Origin of the sequence: Bacillus sp. V33-4 (assembly GCF_002860225.1) — a bacterium.
Lineage (GTDB): Bacteria > Bacillota > Bacilli > Bacillales > Cytobacillaceae > Bacillus_BJ > Bacillus_BJ canaveralius.
In genome coordinates this window covers 1-23,353 of sequence record NZ_PGVC01000040.1, presented here as the reverse complement: position 1 = coordinate 23,353, position 23,353 = coordinate 1, and the positions used below count along the sequence as shown (strand labels likewise).

The window sequence follows — 23,353 nt, the reverse complement described above, 5'->3', positions numbered from 1 at the left end:
GATGGAAGGGGAGAGTGAGAAAGATGCGGTTGGATAAGTTTTTGAAGGTTTCACGGTTAATTAAAAGGCGGACTTTGGCAAAGGAAGTATCCGATCAAGGAAGGATATTGATAAACGGCCAGCAGGCTAAAGCGAGTTCAACAGTTAAAGTTGGCGATGAATTAAAAATCCGATTCGGGCAAAAGCTCGTTACCGTAAAAGTTGAGCGGCTTCAGGAAATGAGCCGAAAGGAAGAAGCGGCCGAAATGTATACGATTCTCAAGGAAGAGAATGCCGGTGCTTCAGGAAACGAATAGTCTTGAACCGGAATGAAACCAGATTGTTCTAACTTGGACACTTTCCTCATAGACATGTACAAAAAGGTTGTACTATGTGATTCGGGGGATGGATAATGAGCCAATATTATGATCAAAATGCAGGTAAAAACACAACAGTACAAGAGCATGATGTCATCATGAGAGGAAGAAGGCTTCTTGAGATAACGGGTGTGAAGCAGGTGGAAAGCTTCGATAATGAGGAATTTTTGCTCGAAACGGTGATGGGCTTCTTAGCCATTAAGGGGCAAAACCTGCAGATGAAAAACCTGGATGTTGACAAAGGGGTCGTGTCCATTAAAGGCAAGATTTTTGACCTCGTATACTTGGATGAGCAGCATGGGGAGAAGGCTAAAGGGCTCTTTAGCAAGTTATTTCGATGACTCTCTCCACCCAATTCGTGACGATGATTACGATGATTGGAATGGGCAGCCTGTTTGGCGCCTGTCTTGATACTTATAACCGTTTTTTGCATCGTTCGGCAAGAAAGCGTTGGATCGTTTTTATCCATGATATTCTATTCTGGCTCCTGCAGGGGCTGGTTATCTTTTATGTTTTATATCTCATTAATCACGGAGAAATAAGATTTTACATTTTTATCGCCTTGCTCTGTGGTTTTGCTGCTTACCAAAGCTTATTCAAAAAGTTTTATTTAAAGCTGCTGGAAATAGCTATCGCAATCGTCATTGCGGTGTATAAAATTGTTGTGAAAAGCATCGAACTGCTGATATTCAGACCGTTGAAATCACTGGTATTATTTTTAATTTCAATCATCTTATTGTTGGCAAGAGGTGTTTTTTCTCTTGCCAAACTCGGGCTGTCCATTTTATTATTTATAACAAAGGTATTTTGGAAGCCAGTTAAGCTGTTATTTCTCTTTGTTTGGAAACTTTTACCGAAAAATGTTAAAAAAATCGTCGAGAAGTTATATAATAATCTAAAAGGGTTTTGCGTTCGGATCAAGAATTATATTGAGACAGTGCGAAATAGATGGAAGAAAACGAAATGATAAGGAGGCCGACAACATGAGTGCCATCAGAAAACGAAAAGTTGCAAGAATCCAAACAACCTATGCGAAACAGCAGGAAACGGCAGAACTCTCTGCCCAATCACGGCGTAAACTTCTTTTCAGGCGGCTGGCTGCTTTTTTTGTTTTGGCCATTATCATCTCTTTTTCGATGATTTCAACACTCATCGCCCAATCTTCCACTATTGAAGAAAAACAAGTGGAAAAAGAGAAGCTGCTGCAACAGCTTGCGAAATTGGAAAAAAACCAGGTTGTGCTTGAAGAAGAAATCGTCAAGCTCCATGATGATGAGTATATTGCGAAGCTGGCAAGAAGGGAGTATTTTCTTTCAGATATTAATGAAATCATTTTTCAACTACCGGAAGATAAAAAGGTAAATTCTTCTGAAGAGTAGGTTTATTGACACTCTTTTTTTTAGTTTTGTATAATATAGAATAAGTATGATTTTTTTATATCCTTAAGGAGGAAACATCTTTTTATGTCAATTGAAGTAGGCAGCAAGTTACAGGGAAAGGTAACAGGGATTACAAATTTCGGAGCGTTTGTGGAGCTGCCGGATGGATCAACTGGTTTAGTGCATATCAGTGAGGTTGCTGATAACTATGTTAAGGACATCAATGATCACCTGAAGGTAGGCGATCAGGTTGAGGTAAAAGTTATCAATGTCGAAAAGGATGGAAAGATTGGTTTATCCATCAAAAAAGCAGTAGACAGACCAGAAGCATCAAAACCACAATCTTATTCGCCACGTCCACCGCGCCAGGGAGGCCCTCGGCCAGGCGGTCCCCGTCAAGGGAGAGCCAACGATCAACGTGTGAACAGCAGAGGCGAAAACTTTGAATCAAAAATGGCCCGCTTCCTAAAAGACAGTGAAGACCGTTTATCATCTTTAAAGCGCAACACAGAATCTAAGCGTGGAGGCAGAGGTGCCAGAAGAGGTTAACTTGCTGCTTATTTAAATAGATAGCAGGTTCTATCCGCTACTAATATATATTTATGAAGACAGGCTGTTCCCGGGCTTGTCTTTTTTACATAAAAAAAAGAAGCTCCAGAGTAATGACGCTCGGGAGCTTCTTTGGTTACTATGCTGCTGCTTATCGTTGCGTTTAATGTATGACCCGTACGGGATTCGAACCCGTGTTACCGCCGTGAAAGGGCGGTGTCTTAACCGCTTGACCAACGGGCCGTCATATTAGATATGGTAGCGGCGAAGGGGATCGAACCCCCGACCTTACGGGTATGAACCGTACGCTCTAGCCAGCTGAGCTACACCGCCATAGATTTTTTGGCACAAGAAATATAATACATAGTAAAAAAGGCTATGTCAACTAGATTTTCAGAGGAAAATGTCGCCTGCCAAATACATATTGTCGTGAAATATTTCTATCAGATAATAACGCTGAATTTAATCATGCATCACAGGTCGATAAATGAGAAATTAGCCTCTAATCGACCTGGATAAAAATGCTCAGGCACATTCATTATTAAAGAATTTTCGATGAATGAGTCGAACGAAATTTAATGGGTTGTCCGGCATTTTGACAAACTTTTATAAACGACACTCTTATAATTGTGGCAATAATATGAAAACGAGGAGTGGGGTTTATGGGAAAGGTCGAACGGAATCTGATAGAACCCGTCGCGGAGGTAAATTTTGAAGGTCCTAAAATAGAACTCGCCAATGGTTTACATAAATTTCAATTAAAACTCGAAGCGTTTTTTCTGAAAAACGGTTTCCTTTTGCTGTTGATTGGATTCTTGCTGGGGAGAGCGCTGATATTGGCACAGCTTACACCATTCAGCCTTGCTTTTTTTGCGGCAGTTTATTATGTCAGGAGGGATAAGGCTCCGCTGGCGCTCATTGGCGTCCTGGCAGGTGCAGCGACTTTATCCATAACGGAGGCGGCAATTACCGGGGGAATAGCAGCCCTTTTTTTAATCGTTTTTCGGATCACAAAGAAATGGTTAAAAAATGAACTGAAAGCAATGCCGCTCTATGTCTTATTTGTTTTATTAAGCGGAAAGCTAGCTTCCGGATTCGTGATCACCGGGCAGATCACTCTTTTTGATGGACTGATGTCCGGAGTCGAAGCCAGTCTTGGCTATATCTTGACCTTAATTTTTTTACAGAGCCTTCCGTTGTTGTCGCCAAGTAAACGGAGGCAATCACTCAAAACAGAGGAAATTGTCTGCTTGATTATTATGCTTGCATCTGTGATGACAGGAACAATTGGCTGGTCGGTTTATGATCTATCTGTCGAACATATTATGTCACGCTATCTTGTTCTGTTGTTTGCGTTTGTGGCCGGAGCGACTGTAGGCTCGACAGTTGGTGTAGTAACAGGCTTGATCTTTAGCCTTGCCAACGTTACGAGTTTTTTCAATATGAGCCTGCTCGCATTTTCCGGCCTGCTGGGCGGCCTTTTAAAAGAAGGCAAAAAGATAGGGGTGGCAATTGGTTTATATATTGCAACCCTGCTGATCGGCATGTATGGAGAAGGTGGAGAACTGCTGACAACGACCATTCTGGAAACATCGGCAGCTGCTTTTTTATTCTTTCTAACTCCATCGGCATTGACATCGAGGCTTGCCAAATATATTCCGGGAACTCCCGAATATGCGGCAGAACAACAGCAATATATGAGAAAAATGCGGGATGTGACAGCGCAGCGCGTTGCCCAGTTTTCAACTGTTTTCCAATCTCTGTCACGAAGCTTCTCTTCCTTTGATGAATCGATGGCGGAGCGAGACTCTTCCGACCGGGAATTGGATTATTTTTTAAGCAATGTAACCGAAAAGACTTGCCAGACTTGTTTTAAGAAAGAGCATTGCTGGACGAGAAACTTTAATACAACCTATGATTACATGAAGGAAATTATGATGGAAATGGATCAAAATGCTGGAATTGTTTCGCAAGGGCTGACAAGGGAATGGGACAAGCATTGCTCGAGGTCGAAAAAAGTTTATGAAGTGATGCAGCAGCAGTTAACGTATTACCAGGCCAATCAACGCTTGAAAAAACAAGTCCAGGAAAGCCGAAGGCTCGTAGCAGACCAACTGTTAGGTGTTTCTGAAGTAATGGGTGATTTTGCAAAAGAGATTCAACGGGAACGGGAAAATCATCACAAGCAGGAAGAATTAATTCTTGATGCGCTCCGGGATTTTGGCATTCAAATTGAACAAGTCGAAATATATAGCCTGGAGCAGGGCAATGTCGATATTGATATGGCGATTCCGTACTGCAATGGGCATGGGGAATGTGAAAAGCTGATTGCCCCAATGCTGTCTGACATTTTGGAAGAAACGATTGTCGTGAACAAGGAAGAGTGCGGCAGCTATCCAGGCGGTTTATGCCAGATTACTTTTCGGTCTGCAAAAGCTTACATGGTTGAAACCGGCGTAGCACATGCGGCAAAGGACGGTGGTTTTGTTTCGGGTGATAGCTACTCGATGATCGAGCTCGGGACAGGGAAATTTGCAATTGCGATCAGCGATGGCATGGGAAACGGGGAAAGGGCCCATTCCGAAAGCCAGGAAACATTGTTGTTATTGCAGCAAATTTTGCAATCAGGCATTGAAGAAAAAGTAGCGATAAAATCAGTAAACTCGGTTTTATCCTTAAGGACCACAGACGAAATTTTTTCAACCTTGGATCTTGCCATGGTTGATTTGCAAAATGCCGCAATTAAATTCCTGAAAATTGGCTCAACTCCCAGTTTTATTAAGAGGGGCAGCAAAGTGATCAAGATTCAGGCAAGCAACCTTCCAATGGGATTTCTTCACGAATTTGAGGTCGATGTTGTCAGTGAACAACTCAAAGCCGGAGACCTTCTTATTATGATGAGTGATGGTGTGTTTGAAGGGCCGAAGCACGTCGAAAACTATGATCTATGGATGAAAAGAAAAATCCAGGAGCTGCAAACGGATGACCCGCAACAGGTTGCTGATTTAATTATGGAAGATGTGATCCGTTCCCGGACGGGTTTAATCGAGGACGATATGACAGTAGTTGTCGCGAAGATTCAACATAACACGCCGAAATGGTCGTCGATACCTGTTCAAGGCATTCGCAAAAGGGCCTGACCCCACAAAATTGCGTCTCTTCAGGAATATGTATAAATCCCTTCATTGTCGTCGAAAATGGTAACAATTCGAAGACGGAGGGGAACTCTATGAAAACGGGAACGTTAAAACAAATTTTACTTATTACTGATGGATGTTCGAATCACGGGGAAGACCCGGTCGCTATGGCGGCGTTAGCAAAGGAGCAGGGAATAACGGTCAATGTCATTGGAGTTATGGAACAGGATGTAATAGATGAACAGGGTATGAAGGAAATCGACAATATTGCGATGTCGGGAGGCGGCGTCAGTCAGGTCGTCTATTCCCAACAGCTGTCACAGACCGTGCAGATGGTAACGAGAAAAGCAATGACTCAAACACTGCAGGGTGTTGTTAATAAGGAGTTGCAGCAAATTCTTGGCCGCTCGCAAACAGTTGAGGATCTCCCGCCTGAGAAAAGAGGAGAGGTTATGGAGGTTGTTGACGAGCTGGGCGAGACGGTTGAATTAGAAGTGTTGATTCTTGTCGACACAAGTGCAAGCATGAAACATAAGCTTCCAACAGTAAAAGAAGCATTGTTGGACTTGTCCCTCAGCTTGAATGCCCGTACAGGCGATAATCAATTTTCGGTATTTGTATTTCCCGGGAAAAGGAATGATGTCGAAAAATTATTGGATTGGACACCAAAGCTTGAATCTCTGACAAGCATTTTTTCAAAGCTATCGACAGGAGGAATGACTCCTACCGGCCCGGCGCTCCGCGAAGCACTAACGTCATTCAAGAAAAAACGTTCGTTAAGGAGTCTGCTTTCTCGTGATGATGAACAATTCTTTGAAGAATCAATTTAAAGTAACCCCGGGTATGATCGTAAAAGGGAAATGGCACGGAAACCGTTATACAATCATAAAAGAGCTTGGCTGTGGAGCTAATGGGATTGTTTATTTAGCGGAATTTCAAAATCAGCATGTTGCAATCAAAATGAGCGAAAATGGAATGTCGATAACCTCAGAGGTCAATGTGTTAAAATCGTTTGCAAAGGCCCAGGGTTTAGCCCTTGGGCCTTCTTTACTCGATGTTGATGATTGGGAAACGAAAGCAGGCAAAATCTCTTTCTATACGATGGAGTATATCCATGGGCCGGATTTTATGTCCTTTATACAGCAAAAAGGGAAAGCGTGGGTAAGCGTCTTAGTGCTCCAGCTTCTATCAGACCTTGAAAAGCTCCATCAAAAAGGCTGGGTATTTGGCGACTTAAAGCCGGAAAACTTAATAATTACCGGTCCTCCTCCGACAATCAGGTGTATTGATGTTGGCGGAACAACGATTCAAGGAAGAGCGATTAAAGAGTTTACCGAGTTTTATGACAGGGGCTACTGGGGTTTGGGGTCCCGGAAAGCAGACCCAGCGTACGATTTGTTTGCGGCTGGAATGATCATCATTAATAGCGCCTATCCAAAAAGATTTGTAAAAACAACAGGGGGGCTTAACCAGCTGATTTCTGCGATCAGGCAAAAAAATGAACTTCAAAGCTATGAAAACATCATTAAGAAGGCTCTTGAAGGGCAATATCAATCGGCAGCAGCTATGAGGCATGATATTATAGAGATAAACCGCCGCGATAAAAACAAAGCCGTTCCTCATGCGGTTGGCAGCCGGGGGACTCGCCAGGCGCGGAGCCGCCAGACCTATAAAAAACAAAAAAAGAAGGGCAATTTAACCGAGACGGTCTTAGTTATTTTTGTTATTTTTATTCTGTATGCTGTTTACGTGTATGGGCAAATTTTATGAAACCTTTTTTTGTTTAACACGTACAAACTAACAATAAGGAACTTTTTATTTGTTTGTTGAACATGGCATAAGGGTAAATGGAACTAAATATTTTGGAAAGCCTAAGGAAGATTAAAAATGTTAGAAAAAAAGGTAGAGGATTTTCTTAAAAGCCATCGGCAAAATTTGCGAGGCAAGCGGATTCTGATTGGAGTCTCAGGCGGACCTGACTCTCTCGCTTTGCTTCATTATCTATGGAGCAGGCAGGCGAGCTGGGGACATACTGTTATGGCTGCTCATGTCGACCATATGTTCCGTGGAGAGGTATCATATAAAGAAGCGATGTTTGTAAAGGAGTTTTGTTTTCAGCGCAATATCCCATTTGAAATGGCGCAAATTAACGTAGCTGAATATATGGAGAAAACCGGGAAAAGTTCGCAAACAGCGGCGCGTGATTGCCGCTACGATTTTTACGAACAAGTAATAAACAACAACGATGTCGACCTTCTTGCACTTGGTCATCATGGCGATGACCAAATTGAAACGATACTGATGAGGCTTACACGTGGAAGCACAGGAATGGCAAGAGCTGGTATTTTGTTTAAACGTCCATTTGCCAATCGGGAAATTATCAGGCCGTTTTTGTGTGTTTCCAAGCAGGAAATTGAGGGTTATTGTCAGAGGCATCACCTGGAGCCGCGCCGGGATCACAGTAACGACAAAAGCATTTATTTACGAAACCGGTTTCGGATAAACGTCCTGCCATTCTTAAAAGATGAAAACCCACGCGTTCACGAGCAATTCCAGCGTTTTAGCGAGGAACTAAAGGACGATGAAGAGCTGTTGCGCGAATTAACTGTCCAAAAAATGAATACAGTAATCAAGAACAAGGATCCCGGCAAACTCACAATCGACCGCAAAACGTTTCGCGCAATGCCAATGCCTTTACAAAGGAGAGGGATTCAACTAATATTAAACTATCTTTATCAGGAAAAACCTGCTTCTCTTTCTGCTATACATATTGATCAAGTTCTTTCGCTGTTTAACAGCCCTCAACCTTCCGGAACACTGGATTTCCCTAACGACTTAAAAGTTGTCCGTTCTTATGATAATTGTCATTTTCAGTTTGAAAAGGCCGAAATACATCCTTTTTATATAGAAATTACAAAAACAGGAACAGTCAATTTGCCAAATGGAGGGGTTATCACAATAGAAACCGTCGAAGACTGCGAGTCCGATAACGGCTTGGACCGTTTTTGTTTTCAAAGCGGTGCTGTCCAATTCCCGATTATCATCAGGACCAGGAAGAATGGTGATCGTATGTCGATCAAAGGGATGACAGGGACAAAAAAGATAAAGGCTGTCTTTATTGATCGTAAGATTCCGCTGTCCGAACGGGAAGAATGGCCAATTGTAACGGATAAGGATGGCAATATCATCTGGCTGCCCGGCTTGAAAAAATCAAGCCTGCCTATTAAGAAATCCGACGATGCAAGCTATATCCTGTTAACATATAAAAAGCAATGATCTTCTAGGGGGCACACCATTTATGCACAATGATATTGAGAAAGTTCTAATTTCGGAAAAGGAGATCCAGGAAAAAATAAAGGATCTTGCCTTCGAGTTAACAGCAGAATATCAAGACCGTTTTCCACTGGCGATCGGTGTTTTAAAGGGAGCTTTGCCTTTTATGGGCGATCTCTTAAAACGAATTGATACCTATCTTGAAATGGACTTTATGGATGTTTCAAGCTATGGCAATGCGATGGTTTCTTCCGGTGAAGTAAAAATCTTAAAGGATTTAGACACATCGGTTGAAGGCAGGGATATTTTAATTATCGAAGATATTATCGACAGCGGCTTAACACTGAGCTATCTGGTTGAGTTGTTTCGCTACCGAAAAGCAAAATCAATCAAGATTGTCACGCTGCTTGATAAGCCATCCGGAAGAAGGGCTGATATTAGCGCTGATTATGTAGGATTTATCGTTCCTGACGAGTTTGTAGTGGGTTACGGTCTCGATTATGCAGAAAAGTATCGTAACCTTCCATATATTGGGGTTTTAAAACCGGAGGTATACAGCAATAATGTTTGAGCAAAAGCTATGAAGAGGAATTTCAGGCTGTCAAGAGAAACAAGCATTCACATAAGGGTTATTCCTTGTATCGACATGATTTTCTATGATACTATTTTATATAGTTTGTTTACTGTGGGAGGAGGTAAGAGATGAATCGGATCTTCCGTAATACCATCTTTTATTTATTAATATTTTTAGTCATTATTGGGGTTGTTAGCTTTTTTAGCGGCAGCAACGAACCAACAAAAGATATATCTTACGACACATTTGTAGAGCACCTGGAAAACGGAAAGATAGAGAATCTTTCGACAGAGCCTGTAAGGGGCGTTTATGAGGTGCGCGGACAGCTCGAAGGATATAAAGAAGACGAGTATTTCCTGACTTATGTTTGGCCGAGTGACACTATTCTTGACCGCATTAACGAAGCGGCCGCGGCCGGGGAAATTGATGTAGTTAACATCATGCCTGCCAAAGAAACGAGCGGCTGGGTAACATTCTTCACGTCGATTATTCCGTTTGTTATCATCTTTATCTTGTTCTTCTTCTTGCTGAACCAGGCTCAGGGCGGCGGCAGCCGGGTCATGAACTTTGGTAAAAGCAAGGCGAAGCTTTACAACGAAGATAAGAAAAAGGTCCGTTTCAAAGATGTTGCGGGTGCGGATGAAGAAAAACAAGAGCTTGTTGAAGTGGTTGAATTTTTAAAAGATCCCCGCAAATTTGCGGAACTTGGAGCACGTATTCCGAAAGGTGTCCTGTTAGTGGGCCCTCCAGGTACAGGGAAAACCCTGCTTGCTCGGGCTGTAGCCGGTGAAGCGGGCGTTCCGTTCTTCTCAATAAGCGGATCGGATTTTGTTGAAATGTTTGTCGGGGTTGGTGCATCCCGTGTTCGTGATTTATTTGAAACGGCTAAAAAAAATGCGCCGTGTATTATTTTTATTGATGAAATTGATGCAGTCGGACGCCAGCGCGGTGCCGGTTTAGGCGGAGGCCATGATGAGCGGGAGCAAACGTTGAACCAGCTCCTTGTTGAAATGGATGGTTTTGGTGCAAATGAAGGGATTATCATCATTGCAGCTACAAACAGACCTGACATTTTAGACCCGGCGTTATTGCGTCCAGGACGTTTTGACCGGCAGATTACGGTTGACCGGCCGGATGTTATTGGGCGGGAAGCGGTCCTCAAGGTTCATGCCCGCAATAAACCGCTTGAGGAGTCGGTAAACTTAAAGAGCATTGCTGCGCGGACACCGGGATTCTCCGGAGCTGATTTAGAAAATCTATTGAATGAGGCTGCGCTTGTAGCGGCCCGTCGAAACAAGAAGAAGGTTGACATGGAAGATATCGATGAAGCGACAGATCGGGTCATTGCCGGTCCGGCGAAAACGAGCCGTGTCGTTTCACAAAAAGAACGTAAAATTGTTGCCTTCCATGAAGCGGGACATACCGTTATCGGTTTAATGCTTGATGAAGCTGAAACCGTTCATAAAGTGACGATTGTACCTCGTGGACAGGCAGGCGGTTATGCAGTGATGCTGCCGAAAGAGGATCGTTATCTTATGACAAAGCCCGAGCTGCTTGACAAAATTGTTGGTTTGCTGGGCGGGCGTGTAGCCGAAGAAGTTGTCTTTGGCGAAGTGAGCACAGGAGCTCATAATGACTTCCAGCGTGCAACAGCAATCGCACGCCGGATGGTAACAGAATATGGGATGAGCGATAAGCTGGGGCCGCTTCAGTTTGGTCAAGGTCAAGGCGGACAGGTTTTCCTTGGCCGTGATATCCATAATGAGCAAAACTACTCTGATAAGATTGCTTATGAAATCGATCTTGAAATTCAGCGGATCATTAAAGATTGTTATGAAAAAGCAAAAAATGTTTTAACAGAAAATCGCGACAAGCTTGATTTAATAGCCACTACGCTATTGGAAGTTGAAACACTTGATGCTGAACAGATAAAATATTTGGTCGAGAACGGCAAATTGCCTGAACGTCCGGTTTCGCCTGCTGAAACAGGAGATAACGGCGATATCAAGGTGAATATTAATAGTAAAAAGGATGACGAACTTCCTCCTCAAGACCATGAGGGTATCAAGGAAATTCCAGTAGGAAGCGATCTGGATTCACCAAGAGATATTGATGAAGACCGCCGCAATTCGTAAATGAAACTGGTTCGCTGAACGTTTTACAATACTAAATATAAGATAGGGTGCTCTTAAAAAGGGCATCCTTTTTTTTGCTTCATTATAAAATCCTCGGTTATGGAGCAATTCTAGTCCACTGTGATATGTTATTTTCGCAACCTTTTTGGAATCTGTGATATGATGGGCAATGAAAAAACGAATATACAATGAAGTGGTGAGTCTGTTGATCTTTGTTTTTGATATTGGAAATACGAATATGGTACTCGGAGTTTTTGCCGGCGATGAGTTAAAGCACCATTGGCGGATAGAAACGAATCGTTCCAAAACCGAAGATGAATATGGAATGCTTATAAAATCCTTGTTTGAACACGAAAAACTTTCTTTTTCAGAAATAGATGGAATCATTATCTCTTCAGTTGTACCACCGATCATGTTTGTTCTCGAAAGAATGTGCCAAAAGTATTTTAACCTAAAGCCTCTTGTTGTTGGACCAGGCATTAAAACAGGTTTGAATATTAAGTATGAAAATCCCCGGGAAGTTGGGGCAGACCGGATTGTTAATGCAGTTGCGGCCATACATGAATATGGGAGCCCGCTTATTATTGTCGACTTTGGAACCGCAACCACCTATTGCTATATTAATGAGCGTAAACAGTACATGGGAGGCGCAATTGCCCCGGGAATTAGCATCTCAACAGAAGCGTTGTATTCCAAAGCAGCGAAGCTGCCGAGGATTGAAATTGTCAGGCCTGATGAAATTGTCGGAAAAAATACCGTTGCCGCAATGCAGGCAGGGATTTTTTACGGTTATGTTGGCCAAGTTGAGGGAATTGTTAAAAGAATGAAGCTTCAAAGCCGGCAAGATCCGCATGTTATTGCCACTGGCGGACTGGCTAACTTAATCGCGAAAGAATCTGAAATAATTAACATTATCGATCCGTTTTTGACTCTGAAGGGACTGCAATTAATTTATAAGCGAAATATGGGGAGTCTAAAAAATGGACCAGAAGTTCCCGGCTTGGAAATCGAAAGGGGTTAACATAGGAATGAATGATTATTTAGTTAAAGCACTCGCTTTCAATGGGCAAGTGCGTGCATATGCAGTAAAAAGTACAGACATGGTCAGCGAGGCCCAGCGCCGCCACCATATGTGGCCGATTGCATCCGCCGCTTTAGGCAGAACGATGACAGCAGCAACCATGATGGGCGCGATGCTAAAAGGCGAGGACAAACTGACGATAAAAATAGAAGGCGGAGGTCCGATCGGACTGGTGCTTGTAGATAGCAACGCGAAGGGCCATGCACGGGGTTATGTATCTAATCCGCATGTTCATTTTGACTTAAACGAAAACGGGAAGCTGGATGTCCGCAGAGCAGTCGGGACAGAAGGAACCCTTACCGTTGTCAAAGATCTCGGAATGCGCGAACATTTTTCGGGCCAGGTTCCGATCATTTCCGGAGAGTTGGGAGAAGATTTCACTTATTATTTAACAACATCAGAACAGGTACCGTCCTCTGTCGGAGTCGGTGTGTTGGTGAATCCGGATAATTCCGTTTTGGCCGCGGGCGGGTTCATTCTTCAGGTTATGCCTGGTGCTGAAGATGATACGATTACATTTTTAGAAAACAGGCTGAAAGAAATTCCGCCAGTTTCAAAACTGATTAAACAAGGCCTGTCGCCGGAACAGTTGTTGGAAGAGCTTTTTGGCAAGGATAATGTAAAATTCCTTGAGACGCTTCCTGTATCATTTCAATGTAACTGTTCCAAGGAACGATTCGCTGCTGCTATTATTAGCTTAGGAGCGTCTGAAATCAATGATATGATTGAAGAAGATGGCAAAGCGGAAGCACAATGCCATTTCTGCAACCAAAGCTATCATTTCACAAAAGAAGAGCTTGAGGAGCTTAAAGCAGAATCAAAATAAGCTTGAATGTTGGGGGAAGAACGTTGGGGAAAAAGCAGATGTGGTGGGTAATCGCCGGCTTGATTGGTTTTAATATTTTCACATTATTATTTTTCCTTGGGCGACCTTTATCTGGTGCCGATGATGAAGCCGTTGCAACGATTGGAAATGAATCAATAACAAGAGAAGATTGGCTGCAGGAAATCGAAGCAAGTCACGGGAAAGATATTTTGTCCGCGCTTGTTGATGAAAAAGTGGTTGAGCAGCTTGCGGGGAAATACAACATTGAGATTCCAAAGGAAGAAATCGACAGGGAATTGTTAATGATCAAAACAATATACCGTACCTATGATGGCCAAACAGCCGATGACAAGCAGTTAAGGCGGCAGGTAAAACATCAACTAGCACTCGAAGAACTTTTAACTAGGGACGTCGTGGTCAAGGAAGAGGACTTAAAAGCATTTTATGATCAAAACAGCGGCTCATTTAATATTCCTCCTTCGTATCACGTCTCACAGATTGTCGTGAAAACGAAAGAGGCTGCGAACGAGACGATCAAGGAGCTGGAACAAGGTTCAAGTTTTGCCGCATTGGCGATGGAGCGGTCAATCGATGAATTTTCCGCCAACAAAGGCGGGGATCTTGGGTTTGTTAGTGAAGCGGATGGCCGGCTCGACAGATCGATGATTGAACATGTTCAGAATCTGAAAGTTGCAACTTGGAGCAAACCGGTCAAATCGGCGGAAGGCTATTCTATCTTGTTTGTACACGAACAAATTCCTGGAAAGAAGTATTCTTATGATGAAGTAAAATCAGAAATAAGACGGCAGCTTGCTCTTGAGCAAATGGACATGCCGGCATCCGCGAAACCTTTCTGGGATGAGGCAGACGTAGATTGGTTTTACGGAGACACGGAAAATTAGCGGGACTTATGAAAGCCTATCTTTGAGGAAAGAAGGCTTTTAATCATGATTGCCGGAAATACGTTTTAAAAATTCGCAAAATAATTGACAGCCGCCATAAAGATTGGTAAATTTTAATAAAACCAATAAAAATACTCGGACTAAGGGGTGGAAGCAGTGGTACGTGTGGCAAATTCGATTGCTGATTTAGTCGGGCAAACCCCGATCGTAAAACTAAACCGTTTGGGTGAAGAAAACAGTGCAGAGGTCTATTTAAAGCTTGAGTATATGAATCCGGGCAGCAGTGTAAAAGACCGGATTGCCCTCGCTATGATTGAAGCCGCGGAAGAAAAAGGGGCCTTAAAGGCAGGCGACACGATTATTGAACCGACCAGCGGAAATACAGGGATCGGCCTGGCGATGATTGCGGCTGCTAAAGGTTACAAAACAGTAATTGTTATGCCGGAAACAATGAGCATGGAACGGAGAAACCTATTGCGTGCATATGGTGCGGAGTTGGTTCTGACTCCTGGTCCTGAAGGAATGGGTGGCGCAATTCGCCAAGCTGAAGAGCTTTCTAAAGAAAAAGGATATTTTATGCCACAGCAATTTAAAAATGAGGCGAATCCTGAAGTTCACAAAAGAACGACAGGAAAAGAAATTGTCGAGCAAATGGGCGACCAGCTTGATGCTTTTATATCAGGCATCGGCACAGGCGGCACGATTACAGGTGCAGGACAAGTGCTCCGTGAACAATATCCGGATGTGAAAATTTATGCTGTCGAGCCGACGGACTCACCGGTATTATCCGGAGGAAAGCCAGGCCCGCATAAGATCCAGGGAATTGGTGCAGGTTTTGTACCAGATATTCTCGACACAGAAATCTATGATCAAGTGATCCAAGTAACGAACGATCAAGCTTTTGAATATGCGCGCCGTGCTGCAAAAGAAGAAGGAATCCTCGGTGGAATTTCTTCAGGAGCGGCGATCTATGCAGCTCTTAAAGTAGCAAAAGAGCTTGGTGCAGGCAAAAAGGTCTTAGCGATTATCCCAAGCAACGGAGAACGCTATTTAAGCACCCCTTTGTACCAATTTGAAACCGAATAATTTTTGAAGGCAAAAGCATAGTGCTTTTGCCTTTTATAATATAAAATATTAGCCTAGCTGATTTTTACGAATGAAAGCTGTACCTTCTTCATGTATGATGGAAAAAGAGATGATTTTGGAGGAACGGCCAATGAAACAGCTTAAAATTTTTTCAAAAACTATTCCTTATACGATTGAACGGTTTTTTAACCAATACAGTTGTTTAACGAGGGAACTGAGCCATCACGTCCTCCTCGAGAGCGGACGCGGCGGGCGTTACAGCATCGCGGGTTTACTTCCGGAGACGATCTGTTACGGTAAAGGGAATGAGCTGTTAATCCAGACAGGAGCGGGAACGGAAACGCTTCAAGGAAATCCGCTTCATCTGTTAAGATCCTGGATGAGTCATTATATTATCGAGACTGCGCCTGGACTCCCTGACTTTCAGGGCGGGGCGATGGGCTTCCTAAATTACGATTATGCACGGCAAATTGAACGGCTTCCTGCTAATGCTGTTGATGACTTATTGATACCAGATATTTATTTTTTGATTTATAAAGAGTGGTTTGTCTTTGATCATGACAGGAATGAATTATTCCTGCTCAGTTTATATGAAGAAGGAGAATACCGGGAAGCGGAAAAGAGGGTAGAGTTCTGGGAACAGCAATGGTCTTCCGGTCCAGAGAGTATCAATAAGGCGAGCTGGTTAATAAAGACAGATAATTTAGCAATGTCATTATCGGAAGCGGATTTTATTGAGGCTGTCGAAAAGATTCAGCGCTATATTTCCCGGGGTGACGTGTTCCAGGTTAATCTGTCAGTTCGCCAGTCAAAACCTCTTCAAGTCTCGGCTCTCGATGTATATGCAAAGCTGAGGCTGCTGAATCCTTCCCCATATATGGGGTATTTCCACACGCCGGACTTTCAGCTTGTCAGTGCTTCCCCAGAGCTTCTTGTTAAAAAGCAAGGGTTGGAAGTGAGTACCCGTCCGATCGCCGGGACTCGCTCTCGAGGGAAAGATAAAGATGAGGACCGCGCACTTGCCGGCGAATTAATAGAGAATGAAAAGGAACGTGCCGAGCATGTGATGTTGGTGGATTTAGAAAGAAACGATCTGGGGAGAGTATGTGAATACGGTTCGGTTGAGGTGAACGAGTTTATGGTCATCGAAAAATACTCGCATGTTATGCATATCGTTTCTAACGTCCGCGGTAAGCTGGTTGATGGCAAAGATGGATTTGATTTGATTGATGCGGTTTTTCCGGGAGGGACAATCACTGGCGCGCCGAAGATTCGTACGATGGAAATTATTGAAGAGCTTGAACCTGTAAGCAGGGGACCGTATACCGGATCGATGGGATGGATCGGCTTTAATGGAGATCTGGAATTAAATATTATTATCCGGACGATGCTCGTCAAAGATGCAATCGCCCATGTTCAGGCCGGAGCTGGAATTGTCATCGATTCAAATCCAAAAAATGAGTATAAAGAAGCGTTAAAAAAAGCGTTTGCCCTCTGGAAAGCAAAAGAAATGGCAGAAGGTGTTGTGCATGATCTTAATGATTGATAACTATGATTCCTTTACATATAATCTGGTTCAGTACTTAGGAGAATTCGGAGAAAAACTTGTCGTTAAAAGAAATGATGAAATAACATTGGCGGAGATTGAAAAGCTGAAGCCAAAATTCCTGATGATTTCACCAGGACCATGCAGTCCGAATGAGGCGGGAATCAGCCAAGATGCGATCCGCCATTTTGCCGGAAAAATGCCGATTTTTGGCGTTTGTCTCGGGCATCAGTCGATTGCCCAGGTGTTTTACGGAGAAGTCGTTCAAGCAGAACGCCTGATGCACGGCAAAACTTCTGAAGTTTTTCATGATGGAAAAACGATCTATACCGGGATTCCCAACCCTTTTTCAGCAACGAGATACCATTCGCTTATCGTGAAAAAAGACACCCTTCCTGATTGCTTTGAAATCTCAGCCTGGACCGAAGCGGGAGAAATAATGGGAATCCGCCATAAAGAGCATCCAATTGAAGGTGTTCAGTTCCACCCTGAATCGATCATGACCAAGCATGGAAAAAAACTGCTGGAAAATTTTCTGGTTCATTATCAGGATGCCGGTTCAGTCCTCAGCGTCGGTACGGGAAGGTCACAGGGATGTTGATATATAAAAATGGCGATCTTATAAAAAAAGAAGATATCACGATTTCTCCTTTTGACCATGGCTTTTTATATGGAATCGGGCTGTTTGAGACAATCAGGGTTTACGAACGCCATCCCTTTTTGCTCGATGACCATCTTGAACGACTGAACCGCGGCCTCAAGGCCCTTAACATTAACGCACATTATTCGCGGCAGGAAATCAACGACGCTATACAAGTCGTTTTAAAGGTAAATGGTTTTGAAAATGCCAATATCCGCATAAATGTATCAGCTGGAACTGGAGAAATTGGGCTGCAAACAGATGCTTATCCGCAACCTAATCTTTTGATATTTGCAAGGCCGCTTCCTCCAGCGGGCCGCATCCTCGAAAAAAAAGCAGTGCTCTTAAAACTAGCTAGAAATACACCTGAAGGTGCGGAACGGCTAAAATCACACCATTTTTTAAATAATGTCCTCGCCAAACGCGAACTGGGTGATGATCAGGATGTCGAAGGAATATTTTTAACAGGCAAAGGGTATTTGGCCGAAGGAATTGTTTCGAACCTTTTTTGGTTTATCGGAGATACCCTGTTCACTCCATGTGTACAGACGGGGATATTAAATGGAATTACGCGGCAATATATTCTTCGGCTCGCGGATGTGCTTGGTTATAAAACCGAAGAAGGCTTTTTCACGCCAGGGGATGCGGAGAAAGCTGAAGAGATGTTTATTACGAATTCGATTCAGGAGCTCGTCCCCCTCTCATCTTTTAACGGACAACGATTAATTGGGAGCGACGGTCAGTTTGTTTCTCTTCTGCATCAAAAATACCGAAAAGGCTGCCAATCTTTATGGAGCAGGAAAGAGCTTGGATAGGAGGCATTTCAATGACGGGACAACATAAAATACAAGCTGGTCCTTACACACTTAACTATGAAAAGAAAACGGTCGTGATGGGCATTTTAAATACCACGCCGGACTCGTTCTCGGATGGCGGACGTTTTCATACGGTCAAAAACGCGGTGAAGCGTGCAGAAGAAATGGTTGCACATGGTGTGGATATCATCGATATCGGCGGTGAGTCGACAAGGCCCGGAGGCAATCCGGTCAGCCTGGAGGAAGAGCTTGATAGAGTGATTCCGGTTATTGAAGCCGTTTCAGCAGCGGTGAAGGTCCCGATTTCGATCGATACGTACAAAGCAGAAACAGCAAGGCGCGCCATAAACGCGGGCGCCCATATTATAAATGATATATGGGGCGCAAAGGCGGATAAGCATATGGCTTCTGTCGCTGCTGAATGTGATGTACCGATCATTTTAATGCACAATCGGGATAATCTTGATTACCGGTATTTCGTTCGCGATGTGACCAATGATTTGTATGAAAGTATTACGCTAGCAAAACAAGCGGGAGTGAAAGACGAAAAAATCATCCTTGATCCAGGCATCGGATTTGCGAAAGATTTTTCGCTTAACCTTGAAATGATGCGTAATTTGGATAAACTCGTTGGCTTGGGTTATCCTGTGTTGCTCGGAACATCAAGGAAATCGATGATTGGGCAGGTTCTCGATCTTCCTGTCACAGAACGAATGGAAGGAACTGCTGCAACCGTCTGTTACGGTATTCAGATGGGCTGTCAGATGATCCGTATCCACGATGTGATGGAAATGACCCGGGTGGCGAGAATGATGGACGCCCTGATCGGAAAAGGAGAGCATCATGGATAAAATTTTTGTTAACAAGATGGAGTTTTACGGTTATCACGGAGTTTTCCCTGAAGAAACAAAGCTCGGCCAGCGGTTTATCGTCGATCTTTCTGTCGAATTGAATTTAAAGAAAGCCGGAAAAAGTGACAGCCTTGATGATTCAATCAACTATGCAGAGCTGTATCAAGCTTGTCAAGAAGTCGTCGAAGGAAAACCATTTAAGCTGGTGGAAGCGGTCGCCGAAACGATTGCTGCACGTATTCTCGGACAATTTCAAGCCGTAACGCATTGCACTGTGAAGGTAATTAAGCCTGATCCCCCGATTCCGGGCCATTATCAATCGGTTGCTGTTGAAATCACAAGGGGAAGATAAAAAAATGGAAAACACTGCCTTTATCGGTTTAGGATCCAATATTGGAGATCGAGCCGAATATTTAAGAAAAGCGATTGTCCATTTAGAAAACCATAAAGAAATTCATGTGGTAAATATTTCGTCGATTTATGAGACAGACCCAGTTGGCTATTTGGAACAACAAAATTTTTTAAACTTAGTAATCCAAATATCGACAGGGTTGAACCCTGTTGAACTATTGGCTGTCTGTTTAAATATCGAACAAATCCTTGGCAGGAAAAGGGAAATATTATGGGGACCCCGGACAATAGATCTTGACATTCTCCTCTATAACCAAGAAAATATTGAAACAGAGAAACTAATCATTCCTCACCCTCGGATCCAAGAAAGAGCTTTTGTGCTCATACCTCTGCTTGAGGTTGGCCGCAGCAGTATGCCGCCGGTCGTGGACATCCAGATACTTGAATTTTGGTTGGAAGGATTATCTGACAAAGAAGGAGTTCGAATATGGAAGCAGAAAAATGGGGAAGACGTATTCGCGCTTTTCGAAAGCTAAAAGGGTTTACACAAGACGGTTTTGCTAAAGGCCTCGGTGTTTCAGTATCCATCCTCGGCGAAATAGAAAGAGGTAACCGAATGCCCACGGAGGAGTTTCTTCACCGTGCAGCCCATCTTTTAAATATAAACAGAGAAGAACTAACTCCACCTGAGGATCACGATAGAGAAGATCAATCTTAAAAAGGAGGTAAAAAAATGCTTAAAATCGGTGATATCACCATGAAAAACCCTGTAGTTCTTGCCCCGATGGCCGGTGTATGCAATTCAGCATTCAGGCTGACGGTCAAGGAATTCGGAGCAGGGCTTGTCTGCGCTGAAATGGTCAGCGATAAAGGGATCGTATTCCAAAATGAAAAAACAATGGACATGCTTTATATTGATGAGCGTGAAAAGCCATTAAGCCTGCAGATATTTGGTGGTGAAAAAGAAACTTTAGTCCAGGCTGCCAAGTATGTCGATCGAAATAGCAATGCGGATATTATTGATATAAACATGGGTTGTCCAGTCCCGAAAATTACAAAATGTGATGCGGGAGCTAAATGGCTGCTTGACCCAAATAAAATTTATGAAATGGTTTCTGCCGTTGTCGATGCGGTCGAAAAGCCGGTAACGGTAAAAATGCGCATCGGTTGGGATGAAGATCATATTTATGCAGTCAAAAACGCTCAAGCAGTCGAAAGGGCCGGCGGAAAAGCGGTTGCCGTTCATGGACGGACTCGTGTACAAATGTATGAAGGTACTGCAAATTGGGATATAATCCGGGAAGTAAAGCAATCAGTCAACATTCCGGTTATCGGAAATGGTGATGTACAAACCCCTCAAGATGCAAAACGGATGCTTGATGAAACCGGAGTAGACGGTGTTATGATCGGCAGGGCTGCACTCGGTAATCCGTGGATGATTTATCGCACCGTTAACTATCTGGAAACAGGGGAATTAATGGACGAACCGCCTGTTCGGGAAAAAATCGATGTATGTATTCTTCATCTGGACCGCTTGATTGCTTTGAAAAATGAAGACATTGCCGTCCGTGAAATGAGAAAGCATGCAGCCTGGTACTTAAAAGGAATCCGTGGCAATGCCAGAGTCCGCAACGCGATTAATGAATGCAACACACGAGATGAACTTGCTGCACTCTTAAACAATTTAGTAGTTGAGATTGAAAGCAAGCAGGAGATTCACTCTCAGGTTGGTTAAGTTTGACACTGAGACGTTCTTTTTCTATAATACCTGTATTGCAAAAAGAAACTGCCAGTGCCTATACTGGCAGTTTTATTCTATTTATTTGCTTTTTGATGTCTGTTTTTATAAGTTTGTGTAAAATAATATAGTATCTATTGAAATCGGTGTATATACTGAGCTGTATATAAAGTGACTTTTAATATGGAGTGGATGAGCGTGAGTGAAGAGTTAAATGACCAATTGCGTGTGAGAAGAGAAAAAATGAATAGTCTCCGTGAAAAAGGATTTGATCCTTTCGGAAAAAGATTTGAGCGTTCCCATAATGCCCGGGATTTAGTTGATCGATATGACGAGCTTGAAAAAGATGAATTAGAAGCCAAAGACATTTCCGTTACGATCGCCGGCCGGGTCATGACGAAACGAGGAAAAGGAAAGGCGGGTTTTGCCCATCTGCAGGACTTAACAGGGCAAATCCAAATTTATGTCAGACTAGATGCAGTAGGAGAGGAGCAATACGAGCTCTTCGACACAACTGATCTTGGTGACATTGTCGGCATTACCGGAACGTTATTCAAAACAAAGGTAGGAGAATTATCAGTTAAAGCGGAGAGCTTTGAATTACTGACAAAATCACTTCGGCCATTGCCAGATAAATTCCATGGTTTAAAGGATGTTGAACAAAGGTACCGCCAGCGCTACCTGGATTTAATTATGAGCCAGGAGAGCAAGACGACATTTATTGCACGCAGCCGCATTATTCAGTCGATGCGCCGCTATTTGGATGACCACGGCTACTTGGAAGTAGAAACACCGATGATGCACAGTATTGCGGGCGGAGCTTCCGCACGGCCGTTTATAACCCATCATAATGCGCTCGATATGCCATTGTTTATGCGAATCGCGATTGAGCTTCATTTAAAACGTCTTATCGTCGGTGGTATGGAAAAAGTATATGAAATCGGCCGCGTTTTCCGAAATGAAGGAGTTTCAACCCGGCATAATCCTGAATTCACAATGATTGAGCTCTATGAAGCCTATGCTGATTATCGCGATATTATGAGCTTGACAGAAAACTTGATCGCGCACATTGCCAAAGAAGTTACCGGCTCAACAACCGTCCAATATGGCGACTATGAAGTGGATTTAAAGCCTGAATGGACCCGTCTGCACATGGTTGATGCGATTAAAGAATTTACCGGAGCAGATTTTTGGAAACAGATGAGTATTGAAGAAGCAAGGCAGCTTGCGAAAGAACATAATGTGGAAATCAATGAAAATATGCAATATGGCCATATCGTCAATGAGTTTTTTGAACAAAAAGTAGAAGAAAAGCTTATTCAACCTACTTTTATATATGGGCATCCAGTGGAGATTTCTCCGCTGGCTAAAAAGAATGATCAAGACCCACGCTTTACAGATCGCTTCGAATTATTTATTGTCGCTCGCGAACATGCGAATGCTTTTACAGAGCTAAACGATCCAATCGACCAGCGCGAACGCTTCGAAGCGCAGCTTAAAGAACGTGAGCAGGGTAATGATGAAGCCCATATGATGGATGAAGACTTTGTTGAAGCTTTGGAGTACGGCATGCCTCCCACCGGCGGCTTGGGAATTGGAATCGACCGTCTTGTCATGCTGTTAACGAACTCACCTTCGATAAGGGATGTTCTGTTGTTCCCGTTAATGAGACACAAATAAACAGATGGTAAAGCTAAAGGGGCTGTCCCAAAAGTGGTATTTCAGCCGAAGTCTTAAAAAAATAAAACCCAAGAATGCTGTTAAATCAACATTCTTGGGTGTTTAATTTGAGTGCATTTTACTCTAAAATGGACTTTTTAGACAGCCCCTTTTATTTTAAAGACGAATAGCAATGAAGATAAAAATTCGCGGGAAAATTTCTCTTGTGCTATTTCGATTAAAATGTATTGCCACCTCGGAATAAAGGTGTTATATTATTATCTGTTGCCTGTGAGACGGAAAGCAACGAAGCAAGAAACAACAAAAAAATTATTGACTTTCGAATTGAAACCTGATAGTATTAAAAAGTCGCCTTGAGCGACAAACGAGTTATTTATTGCTCTTTGAAAACTGAACAAGCAAGCAAAAACGTCAACGTTAAGTTTATTTTTATT

24 protein-coding genes and 2 tRNA genes are annotated in these 23,353 nt (G+C 43.1%); 24 read left to right on the top strand and 2 right to left on the bottom strand.

All coding sequences use genetic code 11. The features are described 5' to 3' along the window. Positions 1 to 23: 23 nt before the first annotated feature. The 5 genes from CVD23_RS14960 (at position 24) to CVD23_RS14940 (ending at position 2,284) form a co-directional block, all read left to right on the top strand. A complete protein-coding gene (locus CVD23_RS14960) occupies positions 24 to 296 on the top strand; it encodes an RNA-binding S4 domain-containing protein (protein ID WP_101578936.1) in 273 nt (90 codons plus the stop codon). Between the two features lie 95 nt (positions 297 to 391). Beyond that, the gene (gene yabP / locus CVD23_RS14955; protein ID WP_101578935.1) at positions 392 to 697 is read left to right on the top strand and encodes a sporulation protein YabP; all 306 of its coding nucleotides are present in this window, start codon (positions 392 to 394) and stop codon (positions 695 to 697) included. Further along, positions 694 to 1,323, top strand: coding sequence for a spore cortex biosynthesis protein YabQ (yabQ, locus tag CVD23_RS14950; protein ID WP_101578934.1), 630 nt, complete (start codon positions 694 to 696; stop codon positions 1,321 to 1,323). Before yabP ends, yabQ begins: the two co-directional genes overlap by 4 nt. Before the next feature lie 16 nt (positions 1,324 to 1,339). Then, the gene (locus CVD23_RS14945) at positions 1,340 to 1,735 is read left to right on the top strand and encodes an FtsB family cell division protein (RefSeq protein WP_101666461.1); all 396 of its coding nucleotides are present in this window, start codon (positions 1,340 to 1,342) and stop codon (positions 1,733 to 1,735) included. A gap of 84 nt (positions 1,736 to 1,819) precedes the next feature. Beyond that, a complete protein-coding gene (locus CVD23_RS14940) occupies positions 1,820 to 2,284 on the top strand; it encodes a S1 domain-containing RNA-binding protein (RefSeq protein WP_101578932.1) in 465 nt (154 codons plus the stop codon). Between the two features lie 171 nt (positions 2,285 to 2,455). On the opposite strand, the gene CVD23_RS14935 is transcribed toward CVD23_RS14940, so the two are convergent. Both CVD23_RS14935 and CVD23_RS14930 read right to left on the bottom strand, forming a co-directional pair. Continuing rightward, positions 2,456 to 2,527, bottom strand: a tRNA-Glu gene (locus CVD23_RS14935). Positions 2,528 to 2,540: 13 nt separating this feature from the next. Continuing rightward, a tRNA-Met gene (locus CVD23_RS14930) sits at positions 2,541 to 2,617 on the bottom strand. A 329-nt stretch (positions 2,618 to 2,946) separates the two neighbouring features. On the opposite strand from CVD23_RS14930, the gene spoIIE reads away from it, so the two are divergent. The 19 genes from spoIIE (at position 2,947) to lysS (ending at position 22,919) form a co-directional block, all read left to right on the top strand. Then, complete coding sequence (spoIIE, locus tag CVD23_RS14925; protein WP_101666460.1) at positions 2,947 to 5,424, top strand: stage II sporulation protein E; 2,478 nt, start codon at positions 2,947 to 2,949, stop codon at positions 5,422 to 5,424. After that, on the top strand, positions 5,382 to 6,251 hold the full coding sequence (locus CVD23_RS14920) for a vWA domain-containing protein (RefSeq protein ID WP_257985636.1): 870 nt from the start codon (positions 5,382 to 5,384) through the stop codon (positions 6,249 to 6,251). Before spoIIE ends, CVD23_RS14920 begins: the two co-directional genes overlap by 43 nt. Then, positions 6,220 to 7,191: a protein kinase domain-containing protein gene (locus CVD23_RS14915; protein ID WP_101666459.1), complete on the top strand. Its 972-nt coding sequence runs from the start codon at positions 6,220 to 6,222 to the stop codon at positions 7,189 to 7,191. The genes CVD23_RS14920 and CVD23_RS14915 overlap by 32 nt, the downstream gene beginning before the upstream one ends. A 117-nt stretch (positions 7,192 to 7,308) precedes the next feature. Next, positions 7,309 to 8,697 carry a tRNA lysidine(34) synthetase TilS gene (gene tilS / locus CVD23_RS14910; protein WP_101578928.1) on the top strand — a complete coding sequence of 463 codons (1,389 nt, stop codon included), beginning with the start codon at positions 7,309 to 7,311 and terminating at the stop codon, positions 8,695 to 8,697. A 22-nt stretch (positions 8,698 to 8,719) separates the two neighbouring features. Next, positions 8,720 to 9,265 (top strand): hypoxanthine phosphoribosyltransferase, encoded by a 546-nt coding sequence (hpt, locus tag CVD23_RS14905; protein ID WP_101578927.1) that lies wholly within the window; start codon positions 8,720 to 8,722, stop codon positions 9,263 to 9,265. Positions 9,266 to 9,396: 131 nt separating this feature from the next. Further along, the gene (gene ftsH, locus CVD23_RS14900; RefSeq protein ID WP_101578926.1) at positions 9,397 to 11,403 is read left to right on the top strand and encodes an ATP-dependent zinc metalloprotease FtsH; all 2,007 of its coding nucleotides are present in this window, start codon (positions 9,397 to 9,399) and stop codon (positions 11,401 to 11,403) included. A gap of 169 nt (positions 11,404 to 11,572) precedes the next feature. Next, positions 11,573 to 12,424, top strand: a complete 852-nt coding sequence (locus CVD23_RS14895; protein ID WP_373270836.1) for a type III pantothenate kinase — start codon at positions 11,573 to 11,575, stop codon at positions 12,422 to 12,424. A gap of 7 nt (positions 12,425 to 12,431) precedes the next feature. Further along, complete coding sequence (gene hslO / locus CVD23_RS14890; RefSeq protein ID WP_101578925.1) at positions 12,432 to 13,310, top strand: Hsp33 family molecular chaperone HslO; 879 nt, start codon at positions 12,432 to 12,434, stop codon at positions 13,308 to 13,310. Between the two features lie 23 nt (positions 13,311 to 13,333). Further along, positions 13,334 to 14,212: a peptidyl-prolyl cis-trans isomerase gene (locus tag CVD23_RS14885; protein WP_101578924.1), complete on the top strand. Its 879-nt coding sequence runs from the start codon at positions 13,334 to 13,336 to the stop codon at positions 14,210 to 14,212. A 156-nt stretch (positions 14,213 to 14,368) separates the two neighbouring features. Beyond that, complete coding sequence (gene cysK, locus CVD23_RS14880; RefSeq protein WP_101578923.1) at positions 14,369 to 15,298, top strand: cysteine synthase A; 930 nt, start codon at positions 14,369 to 14,371, stop codon at positions 15,296 to 15,298. Between the two features lie 130 nt (positions 15,299 to 15,428). Beyond that, complete coding sequence (locus tag CVD23_RS14875) at positions 15,429 to 16,844, top strand: anthranilate synthase component I family protein (RefSeq protein ID WP_101666458.1); 1,416 nt, start codon at positions 15,429 to 15,431, stop codon at positions 16,842 to 16,844. Continuing rightward, positions 16,828 to 17,445, top strand: a complete 618-nt coding sequence (gene pabA / locus CVD23_RS14870; RefSeq protein WP_101578921.1) for an aminodeoxychorismate/anthranilate synthase component II — start codon at positions 16,828 to 16,830, stop codon at positions 17,443 to 17,445. The genes CVD23_RS14875 and pabA overlap by 17 nt, the downstream gene beginning before the upstream one ends. Beyond that, positions 17,439 to 18,299, top strand: coding sequence for an aminodeoxychorismate lyase (gene pabC / locus CVD23_RS14865; RefSeq protein WP_101666457.1), 861 nt, complete (start codon positions 17,439 to 17,441; stop codon positions 18,297 to 18,299). Before pabA ends, pabC begins: the two co-directional genes overlap by 7 nt. Before the next feature lie 11 nt (positions 18,300 to 18,310). Further along, complete coding sequence (gene folP, locus CVD23_RS14860; protein ID WP_101666456.1) at positions 18,311 to 19,150, top strand: dihydropteroate synthase; 840 nt, start codon at positions 18,311 to 18,313, stop codon at positions 19,148 to 19,150. Continuing rightward, positions 19,143 to 19,502 (top strand): dihydroneopterin aldolase, encoded by a 360-nt coding sequence (gene folB / locus CVD23_RS14855; RefSeq protein WP_101578918.1) that lies wholly within the window; start codon positions 19,143 to 19,145, stop codon positions 19,500 to 19,502. Before folP ends, folB begins: the two co-directional genes overlap by 8 nt. A 4-nt stretch (positions 19,503 to 19,506) precedes the next feature. Continuing rightward, positions 19,507 to 20,037 (top strand): 2-amino-4-hydroxy-6-hydroxymethyldihydropteridine diphosphokinase, encoded by a 531-nt coding sequence (gene folK / locus CVD23_RS14850; protein WP_101578917.1) that lies wholly within the window; start codon positions 19,507 to 19,509, stop codon positions 20,035 to 20,037. Continuing rightward, positions 19,989 to 20,219: a helix-turn-helix domain-containing protein gene (locus CVD23_RS14845; RefSeq protein WP_101578916.1), complete on the top strand. Its 231-nt coding sequence runs from the start codon at positions 19,989 to 19,991 to the stop codon at positions 20,217 to 20,219. Before folK ends, CVD23_RS14845 begins: the two co-directional genes overlap by 49 nt. 15 nt (positions 20,220 to 20,234) lie before the next feature. Further along, positions 20,235 to 21,236, top strand: a complete 1,002-nt coding sequence (gene dusB, locus CVD23_RS14840; RefSeq protein ID WP_101578915.1) for a tRNA dihydrouridine synthase DusB — start codon at positions 20,235 to 20,237, stop codon at positions 21,234 to 21,236. A gap of 186 nt (positions 21,237 to 21,422) precedes the next feature. Continuing rightward, positions 21,423 to 22,919: a lysine--tRNA ligase gene (gene lysS, locus CVD23_RS14835; protein ID WP_101578914.1), complete on the top strand. Its 1,497-nt coding sequence runs from the start codon at positions 21,423 to 21,425 to the stop codon at positions 22,917 to 22,919. Positions 22,920 to 23,353: the final 434 nt, after the last annotated feature.

Coding starts and splice junctions, on each gene's coding strand:
- CVD23_RS14960 (WP_101578936.1), top strand. CDS start 24: ATGCGGTTGGATAAGTTTTTGAAGGTTTCACGGTTAATTAAAAGGCGG.
- yabP (WP_101578935.1), top strand. CDS start 392: ATGAGCCAATATTATGATCAAAATGCAGGTAAAAACACAACAGTACAA.
- yabQ (WP_101578934.1), top strand. CDS start 694: ATGACTCTCTCCACCCAATTCGTGACGATGATTACGATGATTGGAATG.
- CVD23_RS14945 (WP_101666461.1), top strand. CDS start 1,340: ATGAGTGCCATCAGAAAACGAAAAGTTGCAAGAATCCAAACAACCTAT.
- CVD23_RS14940 (WP_101578932.1), top strand. CDS start 1,820: ATGTCAATTGAAGTAGGCAGCAAGTTACAGGGAAAGGTAACAGGGATT.
- spoIIE (WP_101666460.1), top strand. CDS start 2,947: ATGGGAAAGGTCGAACGGAATCTGATAGAACCCGTCGCGGAGGTAAAT.
- CVD23_RS14920 (WP_257985636.1), top strand. CDS start 5,382: ATGGTCGTCGATACCTGTTCAAGGCATTCGCAAAAGGGCCTGACCCCA.
- CVD23_RS14915 (WP_101666459.1), top strand. CDS start 6,220: ATGATGAACAATTCTTTGAAGAATCAATTTAAAGTAACCCCGGGTATG.
- tilS (WP_101578928.1), top strand. CDS start 7,309: ATGTTAGAAAAAAAGGTAGAGGATTTTCTTAAAAGCCATCGGCAAAAT.
- hpt (WP_101578927.1), top strand. CDS start 8,720: ATGCACAATGATATTGAGAAAGTTCTAATTTCGGAAAAGGAGATCCAG.
- ftsH (WP_101578926.1), top strand. CDS start 9,397: ATGAATCGGATCTTCCGTAATACCATCTTTTATTTATTAATATTTTTA.
- CVD23_RS14895 (WP_373270836.1), top strand. CDS start 11,573: ATGAAAAAACGAATATACAATGAAGTGGTGAGTCTGTTGATCTTTGTT.
- hslO (WP_101578925.1), top strand. CDS start 12,432: ATGAATGATTATTTAGTTAAAGCACTCGCTTTCAATGGGCAAGTGCGT.
- CVD23_RS14875 (WP_101666458.1), top strand. CDS start 15,429: ATGAAACAGCTTAAAATTTTTTCAAAAACTATTCCTTATACGATTGAA.
- pabA (WP_101578921.1), top strand. CDS start 16,828: ATGATCTTAATGATTGATAACTATGATTCCTTTACATATAATCTGGTT.
- pabC (WP_101666457.1), top strand. CDS start 17,439: ATGTTGATATATAAAAATGGCGATCTTATAAAAAAAGAAGATATCACG.
- folP (WP_101666456.1), top strand. CDS start 18,311: ATGACGGGACAACATAAAATACAAGCTGGTCCTTACACACTTAACTAT.
- folB (WP_101578918.1), top strand. CDS start 19,143: ATGGATAAAATTTTTGTTAACAAGATGGAGTTTTACGGTTATCACGGA.
- folK (WP_101578917.1), top strand. CDS start 19,507: ATGGAAAACACTGCCTTTATCGGTTTAGGATCCAATATTGGAGATCGA.
- CVD23_RS14845 (WP_101578916.1), top strand. CDS start 19,989: ATGGAAGCAGAAAAATGGGGAAGACGTATTCGCGCTTTTCGAAAGCTA.
- dusB (WP_101578915.1), top strand. CDS start 20,235: ATGCTTAAAATCGGTGATATCACCATGAAAAACCCTGTAGTTCTTGCC.
- lysS (WP_101578914.1), top strand. CDS start 21,423: ATGGAGTGGATGAGCGTGAGTGAAGAGTTAAATGACCAATTGCGTGTG.